Annotated in this window: 12 protein-coding genes; 8 read left to right on the top strand and 4 right to left on the bottom strand. The window is 48.1% G+C overall.

Annotated features, from left to right (window positions below; genetic code table 11):
* Position 1 precedes the first annotated feature (1 nt).
* Positions 2 to 1780, top strand: a complete 1779-nt coding sequence (locus BMY75_RS01715) for a dockerin type I domain-containing protein (protein WP_074828781.1) — start codon at positions 2 to 4, stop codon at positions 1778 to 1780.
* Between the two features lie 126 nt (positions 1781 to 1906).
* Here the strand turns inward: BMY75_RS01715 and BMY75_RS01710 are convergent, their stop codons facing one another.
* The 3 genes from BMY75_RS01710 to BMY75_RS01700 form a co-directional block, all read right to left on the bottom strand.
* Entirely contained in the window at positions 1907 to 3169 is a 1263-nt protein-coding gene (locus tag BMY75_RS01710; protein ID WP_074828775.1) for a dockerin type I repeat-containing protein, read from the bottom strand.
* Between the two features lie 132 nt (positions 3170 to 3301).
* Positions 3302 to 3769, bottom strand: coding sequence for a hypothetical protein (locus tag BMY75_RS01705; RefSeq protein WP_074828773.1), 468 nt, complete (start codon positions 3767 to 3769; stop codon positions 3302 to 3304).
* Between the two features lie 132 nt (positions 3770 to 3901).
* Positions 3902 to 4969 carry a hypothetical protein gene (locus BMY75_RS01700; protein ID WP_074828770.1) on the bottom strand — a complete coding sequence of 356 codons (1068 nt, stop codon included), beginning with the start codon at positions 4967 to 4969 and terminating at the stop codon, positions 3902 to 3904.
* Between the two features lie 231 nt (positions 4970 to 5200).
* Here BMY75_RS01700 and BMY75_RS01695 point away from each other — a divergent pair, with 231 nt between their 5' ends.
* The 3 genes from BMY75_RS01695 to BMY75_RS01685 all read left to right on the top strand — a co-directional run bounded on the left by BMY75_RS01695 (position 5201) and on the right by BMY75_RS01685 (position 9320).
* Positions 5201 to 5830 carry a TetR/AcrR family transcriptional regulator gene (locus BMY75_RS01695; RefSeq protein ID WP_074828767.1) on the top strand — a complete coding sequence of 210 codons (630 nt, stop codon included), beginning with the start codon at positions 5201 to 5203 and terminating at the stop codon, positions 5828 to 5830.
* Positions 5831 to 5904: 74 nt separating this feature from the next.
* A complete protein-coding gene (locus tag BMY75_RS01690) occupies positions 5905 to 6606 on the top strand; it encodes an ABC transporter ATP-binding protein (RefSeq protein ID WP_074828763.1) in 702 nt (233 codons plus the stop codon).
* Positions 6606 to 9320 (top strand): FtsX-like permease family protein, encoded by a 2715-nt coding sequence (locus BMY75_RS01685; protein ID WP_074828761.1) that lies wholly within the window; start codon positions 6606 to 6608, stop codon positions 9318 to 9320. Before BMY75_RS01690 ends, BMY75_RS01685 begins: the two co-directional genes overlap by 1 nt.
* A 317-nt stretch (positions 9321 to 9637) precedes the next feature.
* Here BMY75_RS01685 and BMY75_RS01680 read toward each other — a convergent pair whose 3' ends face one another.
* On the bottom strand, positions 9638 to 10423 hold the full coding sequence (locus tag BMY75_RS01680; RefSeq protein WP_074828757.1) for a DUF6291 domain-containing protein: 786 nt from the start codon (positions 10421 to 10423) through the stop codon (positions 9638 to 9640).
* A gap of 365 nt (positions 10424 to 10788) precedes the next feature.
* Here BMY75_RS01680 and BMY75_RS01675 point away from each other — a divergent pair, with 365 nt between their 5' ends.
* The 4 genes from BMY75_RS01675 to BMY75_RS01660 all read left to right on the top strand — a co-directional run bounded on the left by BMY75_RS01675 (position 10789) and on the right by BMY75_RS01660 (position 16503).
* A complete protein-coding gene (locus tag BMY75_RS01675; protein ID WP_074828754.1) occupies positions 10789 to 12177 on the top strand; it encodes an efflux RND transporter periplasmic adaptor subunit in 1389 nt (462 codons plus the stop codon).
* Positions 12161 to 12877, top strand: coding sequence for an ABC transporter ATP-binding protein (locus tag BMY75_RS01670; RefSeq protein WP_074828749.1), 717 nt, complete (start codon positions 12161 to 12163; stop codon positions 12875 to 12877). The genes BMY75_RS01675 and BMY75_RS01670 overlap by 17 nt, the downstream gene beginning before the upstream one ends.
* Entirely contained in the window at positions 12874 to 14196 is a 1323-nt protein-coding gene (locus BMY75_RS01665) for an ABC transporter permease (RefSeq protein ID WP_081350419.1), read from the top strand. Before BMY75_RS01670 ends, BMY75_RS01665 begins: the two co-directional genes overlap by 4 nt.
* 660 nt (positions 14197 to 14856) lie before the next feature.
* On the top strand, positions 14857 to 16503 hold the full coding sequence (locus BMY75_RS01660; RefSeq protein ID WP_074828746.1) for an FAD-dependent oxidoreductase: 1647 nt from the start codon (positions 14857 to 14859) through the stop codon (positions 16501 to 16503).
* The last annotated feature ends 35 nt before the right edge of the window (positions 16504 to 16538 follow it).

Here is a 16538-nt window from a genome sequence, read left to right as displayed (position 1 = left end):
AATGAGAGGACAGAAATTTATATCGGCACTTTGCGCCGCAGCAATGATGGGAAGCGCCACAGGACTTAATGCTTTCGCGGAGAACAATAATGCTCCTGCACCTGTGAAGAAGACCTACAACTACGTAGCACTGGGCGACAGCATCGCGGCAGGCTACGGACTTGGAAAGGAGAACGGTCTTGCAGGCGACCCTGCACTGGTCATAACCGACAAGCTGCTTGCAAACCCCGTACAGGGTGCTTATCCTGCCATACTTTCCGGCAAGCTGAAAGAGCTGGGAGCAAATTACGGTGCTGATGTTCAGGGTACGAACCTTGCATCTACCGCATACCGTGCGGCTGATATCGAAAAGACTATCAGACAGCCCGGCTACAAGGGTGAATTCGCAGCAAGCATACTTGAAAGCTTTGCAGGTGAGGGAACGAGCGAGGTGCTGGCACCTTACCACGACCTATACCTGAAATATCTGAGCCAGGCTGACCTTGTAAGCATACAGCTTGGCGGCAACGATATCGTTATGAGCATTATCCCCGAGATGCTGGAGCATGAGAACCCTGTTATCAGGGCATCGGCTATGTCACTTATGCTTACCCTCTTCGGCACAGATACCGAAACAGCTATGGGAGCGGGTCTGCAGATAATCGAACAGAGCAAGGACAGCATCACAGCTGATACCTTCCTTGAAGCCGCTAACTACCTGAAGAATATCGGCGCTAAGTCCGAGGAGCTTGTACAGCAGTCCGCTGACCATGTAAAGTGCGTTGTAAAGGCTGTGCAGGAAGTAAACGGCGAGACCGATATCGCTCTGGTCGGTATGTTCAACCCTTACCGCACCGCAGAGGGATCCGCTGATGTCGAAAAGGACATCTTAGATGTACTGGGACCCATCTTTGCCGAGGCATCAGATGCTGCTGCCGAGACAGAAGAACTCACCGATGCAAAGGGCGAGCCCACAGAGGAATTTACCGAGACCCTTAACGACAAGGTCGCAAAGGTGACCGAATTAAAAGAAGCTTTCAGCAAGCTTTACGATTATGGGCATATGGCAAAGGTCATAGATACTTTAGATTCCTGCGAGACTCTCGGCGAGCTGAAAAAATCTATCATGGATCTTGGCCTTGAAGATGCAGAGACACTCGAAGCGATATTGAAGCAGTATACAGATATCGATGAACTGAGAGGTATCCTCGCTGTTATCAAGAGCGGCGAAGACGTTAGCGAACTCCCCGATGTTGCCGAAGTTGTGGGACAGTTCAGCAATTCCGCAGCACCCGCAGAAGCCAAGGCATTTGCAAAGGAGATCGCAGGTCCCGCAGCTATGCAGCTGGCAGGCAAGAACGTTGACCCTCAGATCAAGTCGCTGAATGAAAAGCTGAAAGTCATCGCTAAGGAAACAGGTGCACTCTATGTTGATGTATATAACATCTCGCCCGAGACCGACTTCGACCCCCACCCCAATGCAAACGGTCATCAGGAGATAGCTGATATCGTATTCGCTTCCGTAAAGGATCTGGCGGCAGGAAGAATGTCAGATGACAAGAAAGTTTCCGACGTTGAAGAAACTCCCGATAAAAAAGAAAGATCTCTTGGCGATGTAAACGGCGACGGCGATATAGATACAACCGATGTAACACTGGTTGCAGCACACGTTAAGGGCAAGAAGATCCTTGATCCAAAGGATGCCGTTTATGCAGACGTTGACCGCAACGGCAAGATCAATATTACCGATATCATCATCATCGCGGCTCACGTTAAGGGCAAAAGACTGATCACAAGATAAGAACTCCAAGAACAATACAAAGCAAAGACCGCAGATGTCAGATGACCTGCGGTCTTCTGCTTTTGCATACAAAAAACAGCTCGGATAGATCAATGCTTTCCGAGCCGTATCTTATGCTTTTAAATATCAGGGTAACTTGGATATCTTTCCTGTGATGTACTGTGTGAGTGTAGCTGCATCATTGGTATTAACCGAACCGTCACCGTTAACATCGCAGACAGCTTTGTTGACTGTTACCGCCTTGCCTGCAAGGTACTGTCTCAGCAGAACAACGTCCATTATATCAACGGTGCCGTCGCTGTTGATATCGCCTTTGAGGTAATTATGCGTGGTCTTTACAGTGTTATCCTTTACCAGATAATAGGTCATATCGCAGTACGCCCTGAATGAGTAATTCTCTCTTGTATCATCGGAGGAACCAAGCTTTGTGACCTCTACCTTGTCGCCGAAGATATCGTACACGCTGAATCCTGTACCTGGATTTACGGATACGATACCTGTGCCCGTGCTCTTATCACGCCAGAAGCCCCATACAGCGCTCTTGGAGAATGCGCCGTCAACTTCCATCAGATAATCGCTGGTGGCAAAGCCTTTTCCCAGCTCGATCTCTTCCTGCTTGCCCATTGCGCTGGTATGCATAACGGTGAAAGGACCGTCATCCGGTATCGTGGGGAGCATTTGCACATCAAAATCTCCGGGCTGAACGTACTGTCTTACAATGAAAAGCTTGCCCGAGTAGTTGGAGCTTGAAAGTGTGATCTCGTTAGTGCAGGTACCGCTTTTGTGAGTTACAGATATCTCTTTCTGACTGTCAGCGTAGTAAACTTTTACAGGCATATCCATGTAAGTTTTGAAAGTGACTTTTCTGCCGTTCCTCTGAACATCGAAAACACCGCCTGTGATGGATTTATCAACGTAGAACATATCCTGCTCATTGAAATATGCGGGGTAGAGAAATATGTAGCTGTCGCTTACGCCGTAATAGCCGTCATCGTGCTGAACGAGCTTGTAATTATTCTCAACAGTAAAATCGCCGTAAGGCGTGCATTCAGCCTTGTAACTGTTCATGATCATGTCCTGATTTTCGCAGGCATACATAGTACCGTTGATAGTATAGGTAAATGCATCGAGCGAGGTCATTAGTATATCATATTCATCGGTCACAGTATCGCCTGATTTCAATAACTTGCCGTTCTGATAAGCCTCTACATAGTCAGTGTTGTTTGTGAATGTGAATGTGTGGACTTCTTTCTGGGATAGTTCGTAGGGGATAGGCGGAAGTTCAAGTGCTGAAACCGCGCTGTATCCCAGTACAGCTGTGGGGCATGAAGCTGTTATCATCACCGCGAGAGCCGAAGCGATCATTTTTTTGGAAAAATTACCTTTCATATTCTCCTCCTTGTGAAGTCAATATCGACATATAATAGAGTATTGTACCACAATTTCATTAAGATGTCAATAATTATTGTGTGAAATGTGTATGACTTTCAACGTTCCGCGGAGAGTACATAAGACTCAAAACTACGGATCAGCAGGCACGATGGGCAGTTCATACTCATCGCCGTCGATGTTTATCTCGTAAGGCACATCGGAACTGTCCGCCGATGCCGAAGTCACATCGAGAGAGCCATCCTCGGTGACTATCACGATACCTGTTTCGGTCTGTATTACGGGCTGATCTTTCTCTGATATTGATGTAACGGCACCTGGCTTTTCTTCGGAAGTGCTATCCGGAACAGTGATGTCACCGGACTTGCTATCAGCCGAACTTTCATCGCCCGCGCTTTCGGCTGATGTATCACTCTCTGTCGGATTATCGCTGATATCATCAGAAGAATCTTCCGCTGATATGTTTTCATCGGTCACAGCAGAACTTACCGATGATTTGCTGTCCGCCGACTTACTATCAGAGCTTTCTCCCGATTTGCACCCGCAGAAAGTCAGCGCAGCTGTTAACGCTATCATAGCCGCTATGGTCTTTTTTATCATAATATCACACCCTTCTTTGATAATTTTACTTTGCTCAATTATAGCATATCCCGCCTGAAATGTAAAGCGGGGGATATGCCAAAAAACTCCGCTGCCGCATGTAAGCGCGAAAACGGAGTTCTGTGTATCCTGTTAATATGGCGTATCGGGAGTAACTTTAGATAACATATCAAAAGTGTTCTGCCATTTGGCGATATCCTCCTCGTTCAAGGTGAATGAATCGCGGACAGCTTCAAGAAAATACTGAGCTTTTTCGTGAACGTGAGGGAAGCTGTACAGTCCCGGTGCTATCTCGTACCCCCACATCATATCGACGATAAGATCTTCCATCAGGGTAGCACGGTCTTCCATAGCAAAGGTCAGGGCGTAGTTGTAATAAAAGTATACATCATCAGCGTCCTGTGAAAGTACTCTGGGAATGTATTTTTCCGATGTGTAGCAGTATTTGTCGGTGAACTCACTATCCCTGTAAGTATTGTAATTTTCGGTATAAGCAAAGCCTTCGGGGTTCAGGGATTCCCACTTGCTTTCACTGAAAGTGCCCATGTCGGTCATGAAGAAATCAATGATATGGGTCAGTTCGTGACATACCGTTGGGACATTTATCTCCCCGTCAAGCGATATATCTATGGCAAGATATGTTTCTGTGTCATTCTTATTGGCAAAAGCGGGGATACCATCCCCATCAAATGGGCCGATATCCGAAGTGATCGTACCTGTGAGGTATATTTTCATGGGACTTCCATCAGCTGATATAAGCTGTTCCGTAAGTCCCTGAGGGAATACATCAAGGGCTTCGTCAACGTGTTTCAGAGCCGTTCTTATGCCATTATCATCAGTAGATTTTTCAGCTTTGAGAGTTTCATCTTCCTCTTCGTAGACTGTCCTGATATCATCACCGTATATTATATCTACGCCGTACTTTTTCTCCATCTTTTCAGCCATCTGCTCGGTGCTGTCATCTTCTGAAAAAGTCGCTTCCGAAGTATCACTGTTTGTGTCAGCATCATCTTTCGTGCTTGTTTCGGAAGCATCTTCGGGCTGATCTTCATGTTCTGATAGATTTGATATTTCTTCGGTTATGATCTCCGCTTCTGACGAATTGTTGCTTTTGACTGATTCGTCCTGCACTGCCGATTTACAGCCTGTAAACGCAATTGTAAGACCAAGCACTGCAACAATGATCTTTATCCTATCCATAGTATCTCCATCCTTTTCAGTTTTTCATATTATTCAAATATCCGCGTATCTAGTGGATTTTCTGCATCTGTCACGGACTTATTATACACTCTTTATGATAGATTGTCAATACCTTGACAATCATTTTCTTAGTCAAAATAACCAAATCTCCCCAGAACCACTTGACAAACCATCGAACATGAGTTAAAATAACAGTGTTACGTAACACTGTTATCAAAAGGAGGACACACCATGTCGGAGAAGATCACAGATAATAATGAGAGCCGCAAAAAGCTCATAGAATGCGCAAAAAGAGAGTTCCTTGAAAAGGGCTTTGTCAAGGCTTCTCTGAGAAAAATATCCTCGGACGCGGGGCTGACGACCGGTGCTGTATACTTCTTTTTCGGAGACAAAAACGGATTGTTTGAGGGTGTTGTGGGTGAAGCTCTGGCACAGCTGAATGCAGTGCTTGAGACCCACTTCACCCGGGATATAGAAGCCGACTTGCTTGCATATGAGCATCAGAAAGGCGATCACGATGATTTCAGCGAAGCTCTGGTGGATGTCATCTACGGACACTATGACGAGATGACCATACTCCTTGACCGCTCGGCGGGGTCGAAGTACGAAAAGTTCGTTGACGGTATCATAGACAAGCTGGACAGCTCTTATATCCTGCTTGCGGAAAAGTACGCCGCCTGCGTGCCGAACAAGCGGGTCAACAGAAAGATGCTCCACTGGCTCACCCATGTGCAGATAAACGCTTTCGTCCATATGATGCAGCACGAGAAAGACAAGGAAAGTGCTTTGCATTTCATCAAGCCTGTAATGGATATGCTGATAAAGGATTGGATGGAGTATTCGCTGGAAGATGATGTGTAAGAAAGTATAAAAGAATATGCAGAGAAATTTTATAGCAAAGTTAGATAAATCTAACTAAAGAAAGGAGCCCCAATATGTTTTTAGAGATACAAGACGTTAAAAAAAGCTACGGCAAGGACACCAGCTATATCCAAGTGCTGAAAGGTGTAAGCACACGGGTGGAAAAGGGGCAGATGTGCGTTATTCAGGGTACCAGCGGTTCGGGAAAATCCACGCTGTTAAACTGCATCGGTGGGCTGGATACCATGGATTCGGGGTCGGTGAAAGTTGACGGCAAGGAGATATTCGGGCTTTGTCCCGCGGAACTTTCCGACTACCGCCGCGACTATCTGGGGTTCATATTCCAGTTCTATAATCTGGTGCCGAATCTGACGGTGCGGGAGAATATCCAGGTCTGCGGCTATCTGACGGATTCTCCGCTGGATATGGAGGAACTGCTGGATGTTCTGGGTCTGACCGAGCATCAGAACAAGTTTCCCGCGCAGCTTTCGGGCGGTCAGCAGCAGAGGTGCGCCATCGCCCGCGCCCTTATCAAAAACCCGAAGCTTCTGCTTTGTGACGAACCCACAGGTGCTCTGGATTCAAAGACTTCCCGCGATATCCTGATACTGCTGGAAAAGATCAACAAAAAGTACGGCACCACCATGCTGATCGTCACCCACAATAATTCCATCAAAAATATGGTGCACAAGGTCATCGTCATAAAGGACGGTCAGATCGTGAAAGACTACGAAAATGATACCATCGTCCCCGCCGCCGAACTGGAGGACTTGTGATGAACAGAGTGCTGAAAAAGCGTCTGCCCCGCGATTTAAGGGCAGGGATAGGGCGGTATACCGCACTGATACTGGTCATCGCCATGGGCATTTTTCTGGTGTTGGGAATAGTCGGTTCGGCTGAAACTATACTCCACGGTGCGGTGGAAAAACGTGCTGAATTCAACACCGAGGACGGCTTCTTCACGGTATTTCTGCCCCTGACCGACAGCGAGATATCTACCCTCACCGAGGGCGGTACCGATATTCAGGCGGAGTTCTACACCGACCTCACCGTTGACGAGGAGACCAAACTGAGAATGTTCAAGAACCGGGATAATATCGACAAGATAATTCTCGATGATGGCAGGCTTGCGGAAAAGACAGGGGAGTGCGTTGTGGAAAAGCGCTACGCCGATGTCAACGGTCTGGAGATCTGGGACAGCATTAAGGCGGGCGGTCATGATTTCACGGTTACAGGTATCGGCACTGTGCCCGACTACGACCAGCCCAAAGCCAAGTTCTCCGACACGGCTGTACAGTCACGATTTTTCGGGCTCATCTTTGTGACAGATCAGTGCTATGAGGATATCCGCGCTGAGGGTGATCTGCCTGCTGAGGAGTACGTCTACGCATATAAGCTTGGTGATGATATCACCGATGATGATCTGAAAGAGAAGATACGTTCCGTCAAGCTTGATTACTTGAAAGTTGAAGACAAGTATTTCCGTGAGACGATCGAGGATATCCTCTCCGACCGCAATAAGTTAGAAGACGGCATAAACTCCCTCACCGAGGGAACTTCCGATTTATCCAACGGCATGACCGAACTGGATTCCCACAGCGCCGAACTGAAAAGCGGGGCGCAGAAGCTTGTCGATGCCTATTTTGCACAGGCGAATGAAAGTTTTGGGGCGGCAGGAATGAAAATAACTCTGACGGAAGAAAACTACGCCGAAGAACTTGATAAGCTGATAAAAGCAACCAAGTCCGAAGACCTGAAATCCCTGAAAGAAAGCCTTTCGGGCATGATCGCATACAGGGACGGACTTGCGGAGTACACCGAGTCTGTCAGCCAAGCAAAAGAGGGTTCAGCCAAACTTGATGAGGGCGCAGGAGAACTCTCCGAGGGGCTTGAAAAGCTTTTAGATTCGGCTTTTGATGTGGATATCGAGAACCTCGTTTCATTCGTGCCCCGTGGCGACAACGAGCGCATCGAAGCCGCCGCAGGTGATGTGGTAATGGATAAGAACGCGGGCCTTGCGGCGGGGGTGATAATCCTTATTCTTTTCGGCTACGTGATATCTGTTTTTGTTGTCCACCGCGTTGAAAGCGAAGCACCTGTCATCGGGGCGCTGTACGCCCTTGGCGTGAAGAAGAAAGACCTCCTGCGGCACTACATAGCCCTGCCGACTCTGGTGGCTTTCATCGGCGGAGTCATCGGCACAGCGCTGGGATTTTCGCCCATCGGCATCGGCACGAGGCTGAAGAGCAGCTACGGCTATTTTTCTCTGCCCCAGTACGATATCTACTACGCGCCATATCTGCTTGTTTACGGGCTTATCCTGCCCCCTGTTATATCAGCCATAGTCAATGCACTTGTGATAAACAGCAAGCTTTCGCGGACGGCGCTTTCACTCATCAAAAACGAACAGAACGCTTCAAACTACCGCAGATTCAATGTCAAGTCGAAAAACTTTATAACCATGTTCCGCATAAGGCAGATGGTTCGTGAACTGCGCTCGGCGCTGACTGTGGTTCTCGGTACGTTGGTTTCCCTTATGGTTGTGATGCTAGGTCTTGACTGCATGGTGATGTGTCAAGCAGTAAAGCATGACAATGTGGCTGACACCAACTACGGTTATATGTATCTCTACAAGTACCCCGAAAAGGAAGTCCCCGAGGGCGGCGAGGGCGCTTACATCAAGACCCTTTCCACCGACTGCATGGGCTACCCTCTTGATGTGACTGTGATAGGTCTTAACGAGAACAGCAGGTACTTCGATGCTGACCCCGAAAAGGGCAAGAACAAGGCTGTCATAAACAACTCCCTTGTTCAGCGCTACGGCTATGATATCGGCGACAGGGTGACCTTCACCGATGCGGCATCTGACCGCGACTACACTTTCACCGTGACGGATATAGCCCAGTATTCACCGGGGTTCACCGTGTTTATGGATATCAGCTCAATGCGGGAGCTTTTCGGTGAGGATGATGATTACTTCAACGCTGTCTATTCATCGGATGAACTGGATATCGATGCAGGCAGGCTTTACAGCATCACCACCAAGGCTGATATCGAGAAGAGCTCGGGCGTTTTCGTGGAGCAGATGGGACCGCTGATATACACGCTGATGACCGTGGGGACGGTGATATTCGTGGTGGTCATGTACCTGATGATGGGCGTGATGATCGACCGCAGTTCCTTTGGCATATCGCTGATGAAGATATTCGGCTACCGCCCCAAAGAGGTTCGCAGCCTGTACCTCAACGGCAACCTGATAGTCATTTCCATCGGTGCGCTGATATGCATACCGCTGGCGAAATTCCTGATGGACTGCATCTATCCCAGCTTTATACCAAACGTTGCCTGCTCAATGTCGCTGGATTTCCCGCCTTACCTCTATCTGATAGTGTATGGTGCGGTGCTTGTGGTCTATTTCATCAGCAGTGCTTTGCTGACAAGAAAGCTGAACCGCATAACACCCGCCGAGGTGCTTAAAAACAGAGAATAAATATCCTATCTTTTACCGCCGTCTTTCGCTTGCATGAACGAAAGACGGCTTATTTATGTCCGCGTTTTTTATTCGGATAAATATTCATTCCTGTGAACCCGTCCATGTGAATTTCCGCTCCGTATCATGACGCTTCTGTAAGGGCGTAAATAGGCGCTCATTCGACTACGGTTCATTTATAATAAACCGCTTTTATGCTTAACTTCTGTTTTGTGCATTATGTCGAAATTTGTACATATCTATTCTGTTATCTTGACGGATTTTTTTCGTAATGTTATAATAGTATCGTTGGTGAATTTTTATCATTTTTGCATATTTCACTGTCGTTCCGTGCTTTGATGAATTGTTGATTTTTGTTCAAGTTCTCTTGCAAAATCTTCCATTGCATGGGCTCTTGCATAGGTTTCATATTCGGCGAGTTCTTCATCGGTAATTTTGCCGCTGTCAGCCCATGAAGCCTTAGATGGGTTGATATTTCCCGACCTTGCGATATCTTCGGATATCCAGTTTTTCAGCTTAGCATAACAGCTTTGGTAAACTTTCCCTGACTGTTCCATATAAGCATCCATGCTTTCGATGCATTTATCGGTCATATGCTTACCGAACCTTTTTACAAGACTGCCGTATTCTTCAAGGGACAAAGATATATTTTTAAATTCTCCGAATTTGTGCTTTTTGTGGGCGGGGGAGTGGGATACCTCAGGGTGATCCTGCTTTGCGGTAAGCTCTTTACCCTCATCCTCTTCTTTATCTTCATCTTTGTCTTTTTCTTCATCTTTTTCTTTATCGGTATTTTTGGTATCAGTTGGTATACGGTCGTATTTTTTGGTATCATCTTCGTTGTCCCAGCGCTTGGCGATGTTCTTTTGATTTCTTTCGCATACCTTTTTATAGCGCTCGGAATCTCTGCGAAGCTGATTTGACATGACCATGAAGGCGATCTTCATTGCGCCTTTCAGGTCAGGGTCTTCGCCTGTTCTTACAAAGGCGAATATCTCGCGGATAAGCTCGCCCCTTTCGGCATCGCTTTCCAGTGCAAGAAATATCTCTTCCCATTCTTTGTAGAGCATGAAGCTCTTGCTTTTGCTGTTGATACTGTTCATAAATTTCTACCTCCTGTATATCCTGGTATGCGGTCGCATACCTTTCACTATCAGGAAAAAGAGCAGAAAAGTTGTACGTTTTTGTACAACTCTTGCAGAAATATGTCCGAGTTAAATATAAAAACATTTGTTTGCACAAAACCGCACGTGTTATTATGTGCGGATAGATAAATTTTGTGATGAAAACTTTTCCCTAAAGACCGCGTCCATTATCGGTCAGGCGGTGTAAGATCAGACCTGTGATATATCATTTCCTGTGGCGAAAACAGCCAATGCCCTAAGGGTGATACGGCAGGTCGGAAGACGGTGCCGTCAGCCTGTCTGTGTGCGCTTTTCGGAAAAGGAAAAAAGAAGGAGGCATTTTAATGGCTGTAAAGAAAAAGACTATCATTATCCCTGCGGTGATCGCATTGCTGGCGGGCGGAGGACTTTATGCCTGCAGTGCAATGTCCAAGGCTGCACAGGAGAGCCTGATAGCAAACACAAAGTATTCGGTTATCGCTGCGGGTCAGAACGACCTTTCAAAGGTGATATCCACCACGGGTAAGGTCATCGGCAACGGCACGGTGGACGTTACAACAAAGCTCAATTGTTCCGTTAGCAAGGTAAATGTCAGCCTTGGCGACATGGTCAAGGAGGGCGACCTGCTATGCGAATTCGACACCACAGAGCTTCAGGAGGAGTACGATTCGCTGAAAGAGCAGATGGAAAATTCCGACAAAAAGGAAAAATCCGACAGCTCCAAAAACGAGCGTGACCTTGAAGCCGCAAAGTCAAAGAAAACCGCGGCTCTTGCAAGGGCTCAGCGCGAGATAGACAAGGCTGTCACCGCCCGCGATGATGCTTATAACAAGTACAATAATCTCTGCAACGAGTACAATTCCGCTTTGGAGCGCGGTGATGAGAACTATGATTACTCCACGGTCTGGGCTACACTTGAACAGCTGAAATCGGGTCTTTCCAATTACGATGATGCTGTTACACTGGCAAACGATTCCTACAAGGATACCGAATCTACCTGCGACGATTCTATCCAGAGGATACAGGACCTTATCGATGCAGAAGCTTTCGGCACCACCGACGACAACCAGAAGAAGCTTGACAAGCTGGCTGAGCAGATAGAGCAGTGCAAGGTATATGCGTCCCAGTCGGGTATAATCACCGCCCTGAACGTAAACGAGGGAAGCGTACCTTCATCGCCTTCCATCATGACCATCGTTAACACCGATAAGACCGTCATCGAGCTGACTGTCAAGGAGACTGATATCACCAAGATAGAAGAGGGTATGACCGCCAAGGTAACTTCCAAGGTTCTTCCCGGTGAGGAATTCTCCGCTACTATCACACGTATAGTTAACGTCGTTTCCAACGATGTTACCGCTGAGGGTTCGTCTTCGGGCTACAAGGTTGAAGTCACTCTTGATGAGACCAACGACAAGCTGCTGATAGGTATGTCTGCTTCCGTTGATGTTGTTATCAACGAGATAGGCGAAAAGCTCAGCGTGCCTTATTCGGGCGTGTTTGAAGAAGACGGCGCTGAATACGTATACGTTGCCGAGCCTGCCGATGACGATGAAGGCGGCTATATCGCCAAGAAGAAAAAGCTGGTGAAAGGCGAGGAAAGCGACTTCTATGTTGAGGTCAAGAGCGGTGAAGTCAAGAGCGGCGATCTTGTTATCGAGGATCCCGTTGGCGGTGATCTTCCCGAGGTCAGCGACGGAGCGAGGGTGCAGGTAAATGAAAAGAAGAAGTGATCCTGTAATCCACATGGAATCCGTGACCAAGAAGTACTACGTGGGTGAACCCAATGAGCTTCAGATACTTTTCGATATCGGGCTGGATATCTACCGGGGGGAATTCGTCTCCATCGTAGGTGCATCGGGCTCGGGCAAAAGTACGCTGATGAACATAATCGGTCTCCTTGACAGGCAGACCGAGGGCGAGTACGAACTCAACGGAAACAGCACCAAGGTGCTTGACGACAAACAGCTTTCCCGAATCAGGAACAAGGAGATAGGCTTCGTGTTCCAGAATTTCAACCTTATACCTAAGATAACCGCGCTGAAAAACGTGGAGATGCCCATGATGTATGCAGGCGTATCCCAGAAGAAGCGCACCGAGAGGGCTATGGAGCTCATCGAGCTGGTTGGAATGTCTGACAGATACACCCATGACCCCGCAAGGCTTTCGGGCGGACAGAAACAGCGTGTTGCCATCGCAAGGGCTATGGCGAATGACCCATCTATCATTCTAGCCGATGAGCCTACGGGCGCACTTGATACCAAGACAGGCAGAATGGTAATGGACCTTTTCCACAAGCTTCACGAGGAAGAGGGCAAGACCATCGTGCTGATAACCCACAGCCCCGAGCTTGCATCTGAAACACAGCGCATGATAACCATCAGCGACGGCAGGATAATCGCTGATGATTATAAAAAGGAGGTGTTTCAGTGAATCTCCTTGAAAGCATAAAAATGGCGTTCTCCTCTCTGGCGATAAACAAGCTGAGATCATTCCTGACGATGCTTGGTATCATCATCGGTATCAGCGCCGTTATCACGATAACGACCATAGGTAACTCCATATCAAAAACTCTGAACAATACCTTTGACCAGTTAGGTGACGTAAAGCTCACCATCTATCCCGAGATAAGGGACGATTACGAGGGCAAGTATCCCGACACCGATGACGATACCCTGACCCTTGAAAAGGTGCAGGGACTTGTAGAACAGCACCCCAATGAGCTTACATACAGCTGTAACGAGGCTTACGGCGGTGCAGATATCGTGAACCTGAAAGGCGAAACTTTTAAGGCACTGATGATCGGTGTTTCCGGTGACTATTTCGATCCTCCCCAGTTCAAAAAGCAGATAATTCAGGGACGTGCGCCTTCAAACGCTGATAACATCGGCAATAAGCACACCTGTCTGGTATCCGATATCTTCTGCGAGCAGTATTTCGGTTCGGCAGATGACGCACTGGGCAAGACCATAAGGTTCGAAGTGAACAATCAGGGTAATATCAATCTGACCATAGTCGGCATAATGGAATATACCGACCTTGAAAAGAGCGAGATGAAGATCAACACCACGAAGAACAAGCTGGATATAAGGACTTATGTTTTCTTCCCATACAACACCATGCTTGAAGCTAAGGGTCTTTCTCCGAAAGAGACTATACTCCACAGTGCACAGATAGGCTGGACAAGCAGCTGTGATTCCGAGACTGCAAAGAAGTATATCGAAGATTACTTCGAGGATATATACCGCAACAATGACACATGGCAGATAGCTATATATGACTCTCAGGAAGAGATGGGCATGATAACCACCGTGCTGAACGTTATCACCATAGCGATATCCATTATTGCGGCTATCTCCCTGATAGTGGGCGGTGTGGGCGTTATGAACATCATGCTGGTAAGCATACTTGAACGTACCCGTGAGATAGGTGTGCGTAAGGCGCTGGGTGCGCTTAACGGCGATATCAGAAGTCAGTTTGTTATCGAGGCGGTCATCATCTGTCTTACAGGCGGAACCATCGGTGTTCTTATAGGCGTGCTGAACGGTGTGCTTCTCAGCAAGGTAGCGGCGCTGCTGCTTAACAATATGGCGGCTGAATATGCTGAATACATCACACTGAGTGTACAGCCATCGATTCCTGCGATCATCATATCGCTGGCATTCTCGATGCTGACGGGACTGATATTCGGTTACTATCCTGCGAAGAGAGCGGGCAACATGAATCCGATAGATGCGCTGAGGTATGAATAATCCTTTGGTAATTCATAATTGCCCTCGGCCGGGCGGGCCGATTCCGCCTATTTGTAGATTTGTTTGGGCGGTAAGATAGTGTGACGGCGGGTCAAAGCATGGTGGGTAAACACATTATAAAAGTACACGAAACTTTTACGCTGACTAAGTATGGTTAGCACAACAAAGCAGTGTGCGAGAGGAGCTTTGGGTCAAGCCTTTCGCGAAAGGCTTGCGAGGAGTTTGAGGGGCGGAGTCCCTCAATCACCAAGGTTCAAAGCTAAAATGCACAGCGAACAATAAGAGCAAAGCAAACTACTGACCACATAAGCGCGGGCAATATCAAAACCCCGAGCGTGTGTAAAGTAAAGATATACGCACAAACGATCCGCGTTAACTATTGCCCGCGCTCGTCATCGGACAGCGTCAGCGAATCCGATGACTCGACCCGAGGAACGAGGGGCGACCTGTTTCCAAACTACGTTCATGTATTTACGAGCGCATACGATCCTATACGACCGTATACCAACCGCAGTTCGTAAAGATAACATAAGAGTCAACCAAAAGACGACACTATAAAAACCACGCACAAAGTCCCCAAAAGGGCAAACAAACCGGAAAATCTTGCTGCCGTCCCCGCTGATGAGGACGGCAGTTTGTGCATAAAAAGGAGGAAGAACTATGTCACAGCAAACAAATTTCAACATAACCGAGGAAGAGACCGCAGGCTCGGTATGCGAACTTCAGGCGATAACCCCCGACAAAACTGCCGATTATGATGTTGTAGTCGTGGGCGCTGGCGCATCAGGAGTTCCCGCTGCTTGCAAGGCGGCTGAGCTGGGCGCTAAGGTGGCGCTTCTGCAGAAATCCCGCGCGGTGGTATCACAGGGCAACTGCGGTTCGGCGATAATAAAGTCAAGGTCTACCGAGGCTGGTATCGCTAAGTGGATACACCATACCAACGGTCTTTGCGACTGGCGTGCCGATACCAAGCTGCTGAGGGCTTATGCAGACCATTCCGAAGAAGCTATGATGTGGTTCTGGAACAGGGCTGGCATGACCAAAGAGACTGAGTACGGCGACGGCAGTAAGGTTGACAGCAACACCGACAGCGCAAAACTCCTGAACGACGGCAACGGTCTCTGCGCTTTCATCAGCACCAGCGGAGATTTCACAGGTCACTGGCAGGACAGAGAAAGCAGCTACGAGTACGGTGATGACCACTGCTATTTCTGGGCGCCCTGGGTGGGCCCCAAGCCGAAGAACGTCAGCAACGCCCTGAAAAATATCATCGATAATGTGCAGAAAACAGGTGTGGCACTGGACGTTTTATACAACACTCCCGCGGTTCAGCTTGTGACAGAGAACGGCAGAGTATGCGCTGTTATCGCCAAGAACAGCGAGGGCAAGTACATCCGCTATAACGCGAAAAAAGGCGTTATCCTGGCAACAGGGGACTACACCAACAATCCCGCAATGGTAAAAAGGTGGTGCCCCGATATCGCCGATTTTGACAAAAAGCAGTTCGGCAAAACAGGCGACGGTCATATACTTGCTATGTCCGCAGGTGCTGAAATGGAACCACTGGGACATACAAAAATGATGCACGATTTCGATTCCGCGCTGATGTTTGAAGAGCCATTCCTCTACGTCAATATGAACGGCGAGCGCTTCACCAACGAGTATACAGGCTTTGTCTACATGGGAAATATCCTGCGCTCACAGCCTGCCTACAAGGGCACCATGCTTGATGCAGAACACAGGGAGACTGGCTCAAAGGGCTGGTACTGCACCATCTATGACAGCACCTATATGGACTGGCCGGACGATGAATTTGTCAGCAGGAGAGTGCCGCCCACTGTTATGGAGAAGTTCATTCCCGGGGCGGTTGAAGACCCTCAGGGCGTGTTCAAGAACCTCATCGACCTGCACAGATGTGACACACTTGAAGAACTGGCAAAGGAGCTTGATGTGCCGTATGACAAACTGAAAGCTTCCGTTGACCGCTATAATGAACTCTGCGACAAGGGTATTGATACCGACTTTGGCAAGCCCGGGAAGTATATGCACAAGATAGAAAAAGCGCCATTCTGGGGAGCTAGAAAGCACATCCGCGTATCGGCTGAGGTATCGGGCGTTATCACAGATGAATACGGCAGAGCGCTTGACAAGGACGGCGAACCTATCCCGGGACTTTATTGCGTGGGCAATCTTGGCGGACAGTTCTACGGCGGTGCTGATTATCCGTTCCATCAGACGGGGCTTTCTCTGGGCAAGTGCTATACCTTTGGTATCATCGCGGCGAAACACGCGGTCTCTAATTCATAATTCATAATTGTTGGCAGGGCAACCACGTAGTGTGG

It is taken from the genome of Hominimerdicola alba (assembly GCF_900109655.1).
Classification (GTDB): domain Bacteria; phylum Bacillota; class Clostridia; order Oscillospirales; family Ruminococcaceae; genus Hominimerdicola; species Hominimerdicola alba_B.
Note: the sequence above shows the minus strand (reverse complement) of the source record. Positions and strands in the feature narration are given on the sequence as shown.

Bases quoted from the DNA above. Each gene is read 5' to 3' on its own strand.
- BMY75_RS01715 (WP_074828781.1), top strand. From the start codon at position 2: ATGAGAGGACAGAAATTTATATCGGCACTTTGCGCCGCAGCAATGATG.
- BMY75_RS01710 (WP_074828775.1), bottom strand. From the start codon at position 3,169: ATGAAAGGTAATTTTTCCAAAAAAATGATCGCTTCGGCTCTCGCGGTG.
- BMY75_RS01705 (WP_074828773.1), bottom strand. From the start codon at position 3,769: ATGATAAAAAAGACCATAGCGGCTATGATAGCGTTAACAGCTGCGCTG.
- BMY75_RS01700 (WP_074828770.1), bottom strand. From the start codon at position 4,969: ATGGATAGGATAAAGATCATTGTTGCAGTGCTTGGTCTTACAATTGCG.
- BMY75_RS01695 (WP_074828767.1), top strand. From the start codon at position 5,201: ATGTCGGAGAAGATCACAGATAATAATGAGAGCCGCAAAAAGCTCATA.
- BMY75_RS01690 (WP_074828763.1), top strand. From the start codon at position 5,905: ATGTTTTTAGAGATACAAGACGTTAAAAAAAGCTACGGCAAGGACACC.
- BMY75_RS01685 (WP_074828761.1), top strand. From the start codon at position 6,606: ATGAACAGAGTGCTGAAAAAGCGTCTGCCCCGCGATTTAAGGGCAGGG.
- BMY75_RS01680 (WP_074828757.1), bottom strand. From the start codon at position 10,423: ATGAACAGTATCAACAGCAAAAGCAAGAGCTTCATGCTCTACAAAGAA.
- BMY75_RS01675 (WP_074828754.1), top strand. From the start codon at position 10,789: ATGGCTGTAAAGAAAAAGACTATCATTATCCCTGCGGTGATCGCATTG.
- BMY75_RS01670 (WP_074828749.1), top strand. From the start codon at position 12,161: ATGAAAAGAAGAAGTGATCCTGTAATCCACATGGAATCCGTGACCAAG.
- BMY75_RS01660 (WP_074828746.1), top strand. From the start codon at position 14,857: ATGTCACAGCAAACAAATTTCAACATAACCGAGGAAGAGACCGCAGGC.